The sequence below is a fragment of the Streptomyces sp. NPDC057638 genome, assembly GCF_042800315.1.
Lineage (GTDB): Bacteria > Actinomycetota > Actinomycetes > Streptomycetales > Streptomycetaceae > Streptomyces.
Map to the genome: position 1 here is coordinate 1 of NZ_JBHVHF010000247.1, position 12,569 is coordinate 12,569.

Below are 12,569 nucleotides of genomic sequence, written 5' to 3' on the forward strand. Positions count from 1 at the left end.
GCGCCGGAGCGCGGCGGCCCATCGTCACTCCTGCGGAGAACGCCCGGCGGAGCTACCTGCCGCGGAAGGCGTTGTGGACGGTGACCGAGCCCTTGTTGCCGTGGACGTCGGTGAGCTGGGCGCGCAGGGCGAGGCCCTTGCCCCGGGCGGGGTTGCGGACCGTGATCTGACCGTCGGTCACGGTCGCCCGCCGCCAGCTCGTGCCGCCGTCATAGGAGACGGAGACCCTGAGGGTCTTCAGCCCCGGGCCCGCCGCCGGACCCTGCACGGTCAGCGGGACGGTGGTCGTACCGTCCGCCGGGACCGTGCCGTCGAGCGCGAGACGGGGCGTGAAGCGCACGGTGGAGAGGGGGAGCCGGACCTCGTCGTCGCCGGTGGGCCGCTGGGAGCGGAAGGTCCAGGAGGCGTCGACCCGGTCGGCGACGGCGGACACCTTCGGGCTGCGCCGTACCGTGGTCGCGAGCGTGTACCGGGCGTCGTCCGCTCCGACGGGGAAGTACTCCTCGCCGGTCAGCGGGTCCTCGTTCTCACCGATCTTCGTCGTGCCCCGGTGCAGGGTGGTGCGGGCCGAGAGGTGGTCGGACCAGCCGTCGTTGCCGCTGGCGTCGGAGAAGACGTTCATCCGGGGGAAGAGGCCGTCGTCCTGGCGGAAGACACCTCGGTCGGACCCGAGCCACGGTGCGTGGACACCCGTGTTGATCAGCTCGCGGTAGCGCTTGCCGGGCCGGTAGTCACGGCCCGGGGTGTGGTAGCCGAGTTCCGGTTCCTCCCCCTCGTCCAGCGAGGGGTGCTGGGTGTAATGCAGGGTCCAGGCATTGGGTCGGGCGCCCGTGGCGACATACAGGTTCCGGGTGGCGGGCACCGGCAGCGGGTCGTGGGCGAAGCCGAAGTCCACCACGTCACTGATGGCGGCGAGGCTGCCGCTCTTGCCGCCGGCCGCCGAGCCGGAGGTGGCGGCGACCCGGGCGAAGTCCGCCCGGGCGAACGTCTTGGTGAAGCCGGTGGAGAACCGCTTCACGAGTCCGCCGGAGCCGATGTGGTATTCGTCGGCGCCGCGCCCCCGCCAGGTGGCGCTCCACAGCTCGGCCAGCGAGCGGTCGGTGGGCCGCGGCCCCACATGCGCGGTGCGGAAGCCGGTGAGCGTGGACGCGAAGACCCCGTATCCGGTGCCCCACTCGGGGCCGGTGGAGCTGAAGTCGGCGTAGAGCCCGGCCGACACCGCCCGGGAGTCGGGCACGGTGATCTTCGTCTGCCGGGTGGTCCGGGCGTCCAGGGCGACCTTCGTGTCCCGGTTGACCATCAGCTTGGGCTGGAGCAGCAGATCGAAGCCCTTGGCCGTGTCGTCCGGGTCGGTGAGATGGCGGGAGGTGAGGAAGTACTCGCCCTTCGGTATCCGGATCTTGTTGACGCCGGACGCGTCGCTGGTCAGCCAGATGGGGCTTCCGTCGCCCGTGAGCGGGTTGAGGAAGGTGAAGAACCCCTTGCCCGGCGCGCCGTTCCGGCCGGTGTGGGTGAGGGTGACCTCGTAGGACTCGGGCTCGCGGTCCACGACGGCGGTGGAGCGTACCGTCTGGGCACCGCTCGTCGCGGTGACGGCGGCGGTGTACACGCCGTCCTCCGTCCCGCCGAGGGTGGTGTCCACGGTCAGCGCCACGGAGGCGGTGCGGCCCGGCGGGACGGTGACCCGCTGGGCGCCCAGGGTGAAGAAGCCGTCCGGGGCGGGCTTGCCCTGGGGTCCGGCCGAGGCGACGGTCAGATCGAGGGTGACGCCCCGGTCCCCCAGATTGCGGTAGGTGATGTTCTTGGTGATCGGCCGGTCATCGGTGTGCGGCCAGGTCTGGAGGCCGAAGTCGACCGACACCTGCTCGGTGATCACGGACTGGTCCAGTGCCCGGTCGACCGCGATCCGGCCGGTGCCCTGCTCGACCGCGGTGTGGCCGCCGTCCTTCGCGGAGGCCGCGAGCACGCCCTTCAGCTCCGCCGCCGTCCACTCCCGGTGCCGCTGCTTCAGCAGCGCCGCCGCACCCGCCACATGCGGTGCGGCCATCGATGTGCCGGAGATGGTGAGATAGCCCGGGGGCGCCTCGCCGTGCTCCTGGGCCAGGGCGCTGCCCGGGGCGGAGGCGGCGGTGGTGTCGACGCCCGGGGCGGTGACATCGGGCTTGAGCCCGCCGTCACCGGCCCTGGGACCCTGACTGGAGAAGTCGGCGAGCTTGTCGTCGTCGTCCACCGCGCCCACGGTGAGGGCGGCCTCGGCGCTCCCCGGTGAGCCGATGGAGCGGGGCCGGGGTCCGGAGTTGCCCGCGGAGATGGCGAACAGCACGCCCTTCTGGGCCGTGAGCTGGTTGACGCGGGTCTCCAGCGGGTCCAGACCGGGCTCGTCCGGGCCACCGAGGCTCATATTGATGATGTGGGCGCCCTGGGCCACGGCCCAGTCCATCCCGGCGATGATGCCGGAGTCGTCGCCGCTGCCCGAGTCGTCCAGCACCTTGGCGCTGACGATCCCGGCGCCCGGGGCGACGCCCCGGTGCTGGCCCGACTTCACCCCGGTGCCCGCCGCGATCGAGGCGACATGGGTGCCGTGGCCGTGCCGGTCCTTGGCGTCCGGACTGCCGGTGAAGTTCTTCGCGGCGGTCACCCGGCCCGTGAGGTCGAGGTGGGTGGCGTCGACACCGGTGTCCAGGACGGCGATGGTCACGCCCGTACCGTCGTACCCGGCCTGCCAGGCCCGGGGCGCGCCGATCCGGGGCACGCTGCGGTCCAGGCTGGCGGTGCGCACGGCGTCCAGCCAGACCTGGGTGACACCGGAGACGGTCCGGGCCTCCGTGGTACCGGCGGCGGAGACCAGCCTGTCCCACAGCGCGGTCGCGTCCCGGCCCGCGACGGTCACCGCGTCCGCGTTCAGACCGGGCAGGGTGCGCCGCAGCGCCACGTCCCGCAGCGCCCGCACCCGCTCACGTGCCCGGGGGCCGTCGGTGCCGCCGTAGCCGACGATCACCTTCAGGCCCCGGTGGTAGGAGCGGCGGCTCTCCGGGCTGCTCAGCCCGGTCACGTCGAAGAGCCGGCGGTCCACGGTCCCGCGCTCGACGAGCCGCCGCGCGTCCTCGGGTATCGCGTAGGTGCGGCCCTTCGTGGTGAAGATCTCGACGGGGACGCGTTCACGGCCCCGGGCCGGGTCGACACGGACGACCCGGCCCCGGGCGTCCACGGCGACCCGGTCACCGGTGATCAGCGTGACCCCGTGCGACACGGCCGCCCGGTCACCCGTCCCCGAGGTCCGTGGCCCGGTGGCCGTCGCCCGGTCCTTCTCCGTCCGCTCGACGGTGGCCGATGACGCCGGGGTGGTCAGTCCGGCGACGAGCGCCGCGGACGCCACCGCCGCGGTGAGCGTCACGGCGCCGAGGTTCTGACGTCTTCTCAACAGCCTTTCCCCCTCATGGGCGGGGGCAGGGAAGTGAGGGGGAGCGGCCCCCGCGTTCCGCCCCTGTCCGGTAACAGGGGTGGCGTGTGATTCCGGTTGGCAGCATCCGAGGTGACGGCTGGAAGACGACTCCGACGAGGGATGGCGACCGCGCCGGCGTGACCTGTGTGGATCACCCTGCGTACCGGAACGAGCTGGGGAAACCCTCCGAAGATCACGGGAGTGATCCGTGGGTCGAAGCCGAACAGAACGGCGAGAAGACGCTCTTGAGCGTCGTGGGTGGTCTCGCTAGTGCTGTGGCCGGACCGGCGCAGGCCGTCACCTTCCGAGCCGGACCGGCCGGGCGGGGACGCCGGAGGTGAGCAGTTCCCTCAGCGGTGTCGCCAGGTCACGCGGTGCGAACAGGTCCGTACCGGTGTAGGCGGCGATCTCGCTCGGGTGCCACCACCGCAGACCGCTGATGTTCTCCGCGGCCAGCTGGTCGTCGGAGAGGGTGCCGCGCGGTGTGAAGGCGGCCGTGCGGACCAGGAAGTAGTCATGGACGGCGCCGTCGTAGCCCGCGACATGTCCGGCGGCCACGACCTCGCGGTGCCAGACGTGCGGCGGATCGGTGGTGAGGTCGAGGCCGACCTCCTCCTTGAGTTCGCGGCGGAGCGCGGCGAGCGGGCTCTCGCCCGGCTCGATCCCGCCACCGGGAGCCGCCCACACCACCGTTCCGGCCGGTTCCGGGATCGCGAACCGGCACAGCAGGACACGGTCGTCCTCGTCGAGGACGATCGCGCGGACGGAATGACGCAGTCTCAGTGACGGGGATGACATCCGTACACGCTAGCCGCTCGGGCTTCGGCGGTGCGGGCGGGGACGGCACTGGGCCGCCCGGGGGCCACGGCGGCTCCGGCCGGGGGTTCATCGGCGTGCCGGAGCGGGTGCCCGGGCGGAATCCCGGTAGCAATGGCCCGTGCCTTTCGTCCGACGTGTGGTGTCCGCCGGTCCCGGCGGACCGGCGCCCGGGGCCGTATGGCGGCGCTGATCCTCGCTCACTTCCTCCTCGCGCTCTGCGCGGGCCCGCTGGTCGGGCGGCTCGGTACCCGGGCCTTCCTGGTGCTGGCGCTGCCGCCGCTCGCGGCCACCGGGTGGGCGGCCGCCCAGTGGGGCACGGCCGCCGCCGGTGGGTCGGTGAGCTGGACGCTCGCCTGGCTGCCCGCGTACGACGTCTGGCTCGCCCTGCGGCTGGACGCGCTCTCGCTGCTGATGGCGCTGCTGGCCGCCGGGGTGGGCGCGCTGGTGCTGGTGTACTGCGTGCGCTACTTCTCCGCTGACACCCCGCTGCTGGGCCGGTTCGCGGGTCATCTGCTGGCGTTCGCCGGGGCCATGCTCGGACTGGTCCTCGCCGACGATCTGGTCCTGCTCTATGTGTTCTGGGAACTGACGACGGTCTTCTCCTTCCTGCTGATCGGTCATGGCAGCGAGCGCAAGCAGAACCGGCGCTCGGCGCTCCAGGCGCTGACGGTCACCGCCTTCGGCGGGCTGGTGATGCTCGTCGGCTTGCTGATCCTGGGCGAGGCGGCGGGCACCTACCGGATCTCCGCCCTGGTCGCGGATCCGCCCGCGCCGTCCACGACGGTGTCGGTGGCCGTGGTGCTGATCCTGGTCGGCGCGCTGTCGAAGTCGGCGATCTGGCCGTTCAGCGTCTGGCTGCCCAACGCCATGGCCGCGCCGACGCCGGTCAGCGCCTATCTGCACGCCGCCGCGATGGTGAAGGCGGGCGTCTACCTGGTCGCACGGCTGGCCCCCGCGTTCGCCGACACACCGCCGTGGCGGCCGGTGCTGCTCGTCCTCGGCGGGGTGACGATACTGCTGGGCGGCTGGCGGGCGCTGCGGCTCAACGACCTCAAGCTGGTACTGGCCTACGGCACGGTCAGCCAGCTCGGCTTCCTGATGGTCCTGGCCGGGGCCGGGAACCGTGACACCGCGCTGGCCGCCACGGCGATGGTGCTGGCGCACGCGCTCTTCAAGGCGCCGCTGTTCCTCGTCACCGGGATCGTCGACCACGCGGCGGGTACCCGCGATCTGCGCGCGCTGTCCGGTGTCGGGCGGGCGCTGCCCCGGGTCGCCGCCGTGGCCGTCGTGGCGGGGGCGTCGATGGCGGGGCTGCCGCCGCTGCTCGGCTTCGCGGCCAAGGAGGCGGCGTTCACGGCGCTGGAGCACGGCGGGACGGCGGACCGCTGGATGCTGGCCGTCGTCGTCACCGGATCGGCGCTGACCACCGCGTACACCCTGCGTTTCCTGTGGGGCGCGTTCGCCCGTAAACCGGGCCTGGCGGACACCCCGGTGCACCGGGTGGACGTGCTCTTTCTCGGGCCGCCCGCACTGCTCGCGGCGGGCTGTGTGCTCCTCGGTCCCGGTGTCGTCTGGCTGAACGGCCTGCTGGGTGCGTACGCGGACGCCTTTCCCGCGCCCGCGCACCCCTACCGGCTCTCGCTCTGGCACGGACTCGGCACGGCGCTGCTGCTCTCGGGGGCGGCCTGGACGGCCGGTCTGCTGCTCTTCCTGGCCCGGGACCCGGTGGTGCGGCTGTCGCGGCGGGTGGCGTGGCCGACCGCCGACCGGGTCTTCGGGCTGGGGCTGCTCGGTCTGGAGCGGCTGGCGCTCCAGGTCACCGGCTTCTTCCAGCGCGGCTCGCTCTCGGTCTACCTCTCCACCGTGCTGCTGGTGCTGCTCGCCGGGGAACTGACGATCCTGATCGTGGACCGGCCGTGGCACGGGGCCGCCCCGCCCCGGCTGTGGGACTCGCCCGCGCAGGGCGCGGTGGCCCTGCTGACCTGGGCGGCGGCGCTGATGTGTCTTCAGGTGAAGCGGCGGATGAAGGCGGTGGTGCTGGCGGGGCTGACGGGATACGGCACGGCCCTGCTCTTCGTGGTGCAGGGCGCGCCCGATCTGGCGCTCACCCAGTTCGCCGTGGAGACCGTCTCCTTGCTGGTACTGGTGCTGGTGATGCGGCGGATGCCGGTGTACTTCCAGGAGACCATCAGCGCCTGGCGGCTGCGGGTACGGGTGCCCCTGGCGCTGGCCCTGGCGGCGGCCATCGCGTTCACCCTGTGGGTGGTGGCCGCGGCCCGGCGGGCGGCTCCGGCGGGCGAGGCGCTGGTGTACGACACCGCCCGGCACGGGGTGCGGAACGTGGTGGCGACGATCCTGGTCGAGTACCGCGCCTGGGACACCCTCGGCGAGTCGGCGGTGCTCGCCGTCGCCGCCATCGGGGTGACCAGTCTGATCTACTTCCACCGCCGCACCGGGGCCGACGGCGAACCCTCCGGGTACGGGAGCGTCTCCGTGAGCGGCACGATCACGGAGGAGAGGCCCGGGCCGCCGGGCGGACGTACCGCGTGGTCGCTCGGCTCCCGCGCCCGTACCACCGGTCTGGCGCCCGAGGACAACGCGCCCGAGCGGACCTGGCTCGCCGCGGGCCGCACCCTCGCCCCCGAGTACCGCTCGGTGGTCTTCGAGGTGGTGGCCCGGCTGGTCTTCCACCCCATCCTCGTCCTCTCCGTCTATCTGCTGTTCTGCGCGGAGAACCTGCCGGGGGGCGGGTTCGTCGGCGGACTGGTGGCCGGGGTCGCGGTGACGGTGCGCTATCTGGCGGGCGGACGGTTCGAACTCGGGGAGGCGGCCCCCTGGCACCCGGGGTTCTTCACCGGCTGGGGTCTGGTGATCTCCACGGCGGTGGCCCTGCTCGGGCTGGTCGACGGCACCGTGCTGCACCCCCTCACCTACGAAGGGCACCTGCCGCTCATCGGCGCCTTCCATATCGGGACGCCGGTCATCTTCGACACCGGGGTGTATCTGCTGGTGCTCGGCGTGGTCCTGGACATGGTGCGGTCCCTCGGCGCCCGTGTGGACCGCCAGATCGAACGGGAGGCCGCGGCACGCGAGGCCGCCGGACAGGGAGCGGGCCCATGACGGTGAGCCTCGCCCTGCTGGTGACGGCCGGGGTGCTCTGCGCGGTGGGCGGGGTGCTGCTCCTGATGCGCGCCCTGAGCCGGATCCTGATCGGCGCGGTGATCCTCGGCAACGGCATCAATCTGCTGATGCTGGCCGCGGGTGGCGCCGCCGGGGCCGCGCCCCTGCTCTACCCCGGGGTGGATCTCGCCCGGGTCACCGACCCGCTGCCCCAGGCCATCGCGCTCACCGCCATCGTCATCACCCTGGCCACCACGGCGTTCCTGCTGTCGATGGCGTACCGGACCCTGCGGGTGACCGGGACGGACGAGGTACAGGACGACATCGAGGACCGGCGCGTCGCGCTCCGCGCCCAGGTGCAGGAGGAGCGGGCCGCGCTACGGGAGCGGCGGGCGCCCCGGGGCAGCCGTCCGGAGGGGAGCACGGCGGCCTACCGGTCGGAGCGCCGACGGCTGCGCACCGTCCTGCGGGAGGACCGGGCGTTCCAGGCGAGGGCCCGGGACGCCTCGGGTGATCTGTGGAACGACATCCTGGGCGAGGACCCGCAGGAGACGGATGCCGGGAGCGGCGACGGCCGCCCGCGGAGAGGTGACCGATGAACGCGCTCGTCCCCCTGCCGGTCCTGCTGCCGCTGCTCGCCACCGGCCTCGAACTGGCCCTCGGCCCCCGCTTCCCACGCGGTCGGCGCGCGGTGAGCGTGATCGTCCTCGCCACCGTCCTGGCGCTCTCGGTCCTGCTGCTGATCGCCGCCGACACCCGGGGGCCGCTCGCGGTCCACCTCGGCGGCTTCCCGCCGCCGCTCGGCATCACCCTGGTCGCGGACCGGCTCTCCGGGCTGATGCTCACCGTCTCGTCGGCCGTGACCCTCTGCGTCCTCGTCTACTCGCTCGGCCAGGGCATGACCGACCGGGACGAACGCGCCCCGCTCGCCGTCTTCCACCCGGCCTATCTGGTGCTGGTCTCCGGTGTCTCGTGCATCTTCCTCGCGGGGGACCTGGTCAATCTCTACGTCGGCTTCGAGATCATGCTGGTGGCCAGCTTCGTCCTGCTCACGCTGGGCGGCACCGAGTCGCGGCTGCGGGCGGGGTCGACCTACGTCCTGGTCTCCCTGATCTCCTCGATGGTGTTCTTCACCGGAATCGCCCTGGTGTACGCGGCGGCGGGGACGGTCAACTTCGGTCAGCTCGCGCTCCGGCTGGTGGAACTCTCCCCCGGGGTGCGCGGACTGCTGGAAGGGGTGCTGCTGACGGTGTTCACGGTGAAGGCGGCCGTGTTCCCGTTCGCGGCCTGGCTGCCCGACTCGTACCCGACCACGCCCGCGCCGATCACCGCGGTCTTCGCCGGACTGCTCACCAAGGTCGGCGTGTACTGCATGCTCAGGACCGAGACCCTGCTCTTCCCCGGCGACCGGCTGGGACGGCTGCTGATGGCCGCCGCGCTCGCCTCCCTGGTGATCGGGGTGCTCGGCGCGGTGGCCCAGACCGATCTGAAACGCGTGCTGTCGTTCGTCCTGGTCAGCCATATCGGCTACATGGTCTTCGGGATCGGACTGGGCTCCCGCGCGGGGCTCGGCGGCGCGATGGTCTACGTCGTCCACCACATCACCGTCCAGACCGCGTTGTTCCTGGTCGCCGGGTTGATCGAGCGGCGCACGGGCACCACCGAACTCACCCGGGTCGGCGGACTGGCACGGGCCGCGCCGGCCCTCGCCGCGCTCTTCCTGCTGCCCGCGCTGAACCTGGCCGGTATCCCCCCGATGTCGGGGTTCATCGGCAAGCTGGAGCTGCTGCGGGCCGGTGTGGCGCGGGCCGACGGCTGGTCGTACACGCTGGTCGCGGCCGCCGCCCTGACCAGCCTGCTCACGCTGTATGTCATGGCGAAGGTCTGGAACCTGGCGTTCTGGCGCGCCGCGCCGCCGGAACCGGTGGCGCGGGGCGCGGTCCTGGAACAGCGGGACACCCATGACGACTGCGGCGACGAGAGCGGGGACGTCAGCCCCGAGGGTGAGCGGACCGGTGGCTCCGAGGACGGGCGGACCGGCGGGGAGGGCGAACGGGCCGCTGGCGCCCGCCCGGAGCGCGGCCCGCGCGGCGGTCCGGCCGGTCAGGCGGTGACCGCCACGCTCTTCGGCCGCGCCATCACGGTCACCACCGACAAGCTGCCGCCGACGATGACCTGGGCGGCGGCGGCCCTGGTGCTGCTCTCGCTCGCGTACACCGTCCTCGGTGGCCCGCTCACCTCGCTCACCGACCGGGCGGCGGCGGAGCTTCTGGAACGTTCCCCCTATATCGAGGCGGTGCTGGGCCGATGACGTCCCCATGATCTCCCTGCGGTTCCGTGACCCCGATCTCGCGCCGTTCAGCCTCGCGGTGGTGGGCCGCCGACGGCGGGTGCTGGAGCTGCCCCTGATCGTGTGGCTGGCCGTGGTCTGGACGCTGCTGTGGGGGAACGTCAGCTGGGCCAATCTCCTCAACGGCCTCATCGTCGCGGTGGTGCTCTGTCTGGTCTTCCCGCTGCCCGGGGTCGATCTGGGGCTCCGGCTGCACCCGTGGGGCATCGCCCGGCTCGTGGTCCATCTGCTGGTCGACATGTACACCTCCGGCGTGAAGGTGGCCCGCCAGATGTTCGACGACCGGCCCTACCGGGCGGCCGTCGTCGCGGTACCCCTGCGCTGCCGGGGCGATCTGATGCTGACGGCGACGGCGGTCGCCGTCTCCAACGTCCCCGACGGATCGGTGGTGGAGGTACGGCGGTCCAGCGCCACCCTGTTCGTGCACATCCTGGAGGCCGACGAACCGGAGGCGGCCGAGCGCGCCCGGCGGTCGGTCCGGCGGATGGAGGAGCTGGTGGTCCGGGCGTTCGGCGACCGGGCGGAGATCGCCCGGGTCAGCGCGGAGCCGGATCCCCGGGGAGGCAGGCGATGAGCGTGGCACGGACCGTGGACGAGGTGCTGCTGACCGCGGCGGGCGTGATGGTCCTGATCGCCGGGGCGCTGGTGCTGATCCGTGTGGGGCGCGGCCCGTCGATGCTGGACCGGGCGATGGCGCTCGATGTCATCGCCGCGCTGATGATCGCGGGGATCGGGGTGCGCTCCGCCGTCACCCGGGACTCCTTCTACTTCCCCGTGATGCTGGTCGTGGCCTTCCTCGGGTTCACCGGGTCGGTGGGCATCGCCCGCTTCATCGCGGTCCGGGACCGCGCCCCGGACGAGCCGGACGCGGACCCGGGGCCGGGACGGGAGCCGCGGTGAGCGCCTGGGCACAGACGGCGGACACCGCCGGGGCCGTCCTCCTCTTCCTGGGCGCGGCCGTCAGTCTGCTCGGCGCGATCGGCATGCTGCGGCTGCCCGATGTCCTCTCGCGCGGCCACGCCGCCACCAATCCGCAGGCGCTCGGCATGCTGCTGGTGCTCGGCGGGGTGGCACTGCGGCTGCGCACCGGGATCGATCTGGGCACCCTCGGACTCATCGGGTTCTTCCAGTTGCTGACCGGCCCGGTCGCGGCCCATCTGGTCGCGCGGGTCGCCTACCGCACCGGCTATGTGGGGCGGGAGGGGCTGGTCTTCGACGATCTGGACCGGGAGCTGAGCCGCAGACCCTCCGGCGGTGACACCGCGTTCCCGGGCGGCACCGGCCGTTGACACCTGCCGGTCCGGTGCCGGGACGGTTCTCTCCGTACGGGAGACGAGGGAACGCCTCGGGGCACCTCAGCGGAGGCGGGTGGCGGGAAGCGGTTCCACATCGTACGGGCGGGGCCCGAGGAGTCCGGCGGATCGGGCGCGCACCGAGCGCAGGGCGGTGTGGAGATCCGCGCCGAGGTGGTGCAAGGAGTCCAGAGCGCGTGACTCCCAGACGGGGAACTCCCCCTCCGCGTCACGTGAGGCGCTGTCCCACAGCAGGGCGTCGCCGTTCTCGCTCCAGGCGAAGACCTCCAGGGAGTCGGGGAGCGACCAGTGGCCGTCCGGTTCCACCATCCAGTCGAACTCCTCCCGCCGCCCGTCCCGATAGGTCGCGCGCAGCCGGTCGGTGAGCTCCGCGCCCCGGCCGTGCCAGCCGTCGGCGTATCCCGGCAGCACCGGCGGGTAGACCAGCCAGCGCCCGAAGGCGCGGCCCCACCCGGCATGGCGTACGAACGCCCGGTAGGACGGGGGGAATCCGCCGCCGTCGGCGAAGCGGAATCCGTCCAGGGCCGCGGTGTCGAGGTGCTCGGTCGTGGGCGCGCCCCGGAGCCGCAGGCCCGCCATCGTGTCACTCACCATCCCGCCGATGGTAGTGACCGCTTCCCGGGCGGCGTCTCCCGCGCGCGATCACCGCAGCGGATACGGAAGGGGGACCAACTCATGGGCGGCGGGCCGGTCCCGTGCCCGCGGGCGGCGTTGGGCGCGGAACGTACCCCGGAGGCCGGCACTATCACCGGCTCGACGAGTGATCGACGGCGGGCGCCCGTGGGGCAGACTGCCAGGAGACCGAGCAGGAGGAGAGCACGGAGCGATGAGAGTTCTTCAGACGGTCGGGTTCGAGGCGGTCCTGAGCCGCTTCCAGAGGGAGCACCCCTATGACGCCTCGGACGAGACCAACTTCAACGATGACGCGGAGGTGAACCTCCACCGTGCCCAGGAGGAACTGGGCGGGCGATGGCACCGGGTCCTGCTGGAGGGGCCGGAGATATGGCCGGTGGTGCTCCCCTGGCATCTGGGCGAGGACGGGGAGGTGGAACTGATCCCCAAGACCGGGCTGACCGTGGCCGAGGCGACGGAGCGGCTCACGGCGCTGGGCACCGGCTACGCCCGCGCCAACCCGATGTGCGCGGTGAAACTCGACCGTCAGACCGGTGCCGAGCGTCTGGCGCTGTATCTGAGCACCCGGCCCATCTCGGGACCTGACTACGCGGATATGACGGCGCGCGGTGGACTGATCCACATGGATGGGCTGCACCGCATGCTCGCCTGGGCCCAGGCGGGCCTGCTGAGCCCCGGCACCTGGATCGAGGCGTATGTGGCGGGGCTTGACCCGGCCCAGGTGGCGGGCCGGGCCTGACGGTAACGGAGAACACCCGCCGTACGGCGTACGGCGGGTGCCCTCCCCCACCCCGGCCGACGGGTGGGGCGCTCCTGGCGCGGACGCGGCACGGTCCTCGGCCCGGCCGGGTGCGGGCCCCGTCATGGGCGCGCGGCCCGGCCACGGCACGCG

Annotated in this window: 10 protein-coding genes; 7 read left to right on the top strand and 3 right to left on the bottom strand. The window is 72.9% G+C overall.

All coding sequences use genetic code 11. The features are described 5' to 3' along the window. Positions 1 to 52 precede the first annotated feature (52 nt). Together ACFVIM_RS26475 and ACFVIM_RS26480 are read right to left on the bottom strand one after the other, a co-directional pair. Positions 53 to 3,421, bottom strand: a complete 3,369-nt coding sequence (locus ACFVIM_RS26475) for a S8 family serine peptidase (RefSeq protein WP_384306060.1) — start codon at positions 3,419 to 3,421, stop codon at positions 53 to 55. Positions 3,422 to 3,739: 318 nt separating this feature from the next. Then, positions 3,740 to 4,240, bottom strand: a complete 501-nt coding sequence (locus tag ACFVIM_RS26480) for an NUDIX hydrolase (RefSeq protein WP_384306062.1) — start codon at positions 4,238 to 4,240, stop codon at positions 3,740 to 3,742. A 198-nt stretch (positions 4,241 to 4,438) separates the two neighbouring features. Between ACFVIM_RS26480 and ACFVIM_RS26485 the strand changes: the two genes are divergently transcribed. From ACFVIM_RS26485 to mnhG, 6 genes are read left to right on the top strand one after another with little or no spacing between them, the layout of a single operon-like run. Beyond that, entirely contained in the window at positions 4,439 to 7,381 is a 2,943-nt protein-coding gene (locus tag ACFVIM_RS26485; RefSeq protein WP_384306065.1) for a Na+/H+ antiporter subunit A, read from the top strand. Further along, positions 7,378 to 7,980: a Na(+)/H(+) antiporter subunit C gene (locus ACFVIM_RS26490; RefSeq protein WP_384306067.1), complete on the top strand. Its 603-nt coding sequence runs from the start codon at positions 7,378 to 7,380 to the stop codon at positions 7,978 to 7,980. The genes ACFVIM_RS26485 and ACFVIM_RS26490 overlap by 4 nt, the downstream gene beginning before the upstream one ends. Then, the gene (locus ACFVIM_RS26495; RefSeq protein WP_384306070.1) at positions 7,977 to 9,692 is read left to right on the top strand and encodes a Na+/H+ antiporter subunit D; all 1,716 of its coding nucleotides are present in this window, start codon (positions 7,977 to 7,979) and stop codon (positions 9,690 to 9,692) included. Before ACFVIM_RS26490 ends, ACFVIM_RS26495 begins: the two co-directional genes overlap by 4 nt. A gap of 7 nt (positions 9,693 to 9,699) precedes the next feature. Beyond that, positions 9,700 to 10,305: a Na+/H+ antiporter subunit E gene (locus tag ACFVIM_RS26500; protein WP_384306073.1), complete on the top strand. Its 606-nt coding sequence runs from the start codon at positions 9,700 to 9,702 to the stop codon at positions 10,303 to 10,305. Continuing rightward, on the top strand, positions 10,302 to 10,631 hold the full coding sequence (locus ACFVIM_RS26505) for a monovalent cation/H+ antiporter complex subunit F (RefSeq protein WP_384306076.1): 330 nt from the start codon (positions 10,302 to 10,304) through the stop codon (positions 10,629 to 10,631). The genes ACFVIM_RS26500 and ACFVIM_RS26505 overlap by 4 nt, the downstream gene beginning before the upstream one ends. Continuing rightward, positions 10,628 to 11,020, top strand: coding sequence for a monovalent cation/H(+) antiporter subunit G (mnhG, locus tag ACFVIM_RS26510; protein ID WP_384306079.1), 393 nt, complete (start codon positions 10,628 to 10,630; stop codon positions 11,018 to 11,020). The genes ACFVIM_RS26505 and mnhG overlap by 4 nt, the downstream gene beginning before the upstream one ends. Before the next feature lie 66 nt (positions 11,021 to 11,086). Here mnhG and ACFVIM_RS26515 read toward each other — a convergent pair whose 3' ends face one another. Further along, complete coding sequence (locus ACFVIM_RS26515) at positions 11,087 to 11,638, bottom strand: hypothetical protein (protein WP_384306081.1); 552 nt, start codon at positions 11,636 to 11,638, stop codon at positions 11,087 to 11,089. Between the two features lie 232 nt (positions 11,639 to 11,870). Here ACFVIM_RS26515 and ACFVIM_RS26520 point away from each other — a divergent pair, with 232 nt between their 5' ends. Then, entirely contained in the window at positions 11,871 to 12,416 is a 546-nt protein-coding gene (locus tag ACFVIM_RS26520) for a DUF6309 family protein (RefSeq protein ID WP_384306084.1), read from the top strand. Positions 12,417 to 12,569: the final 153 nt, after the last annotated feature.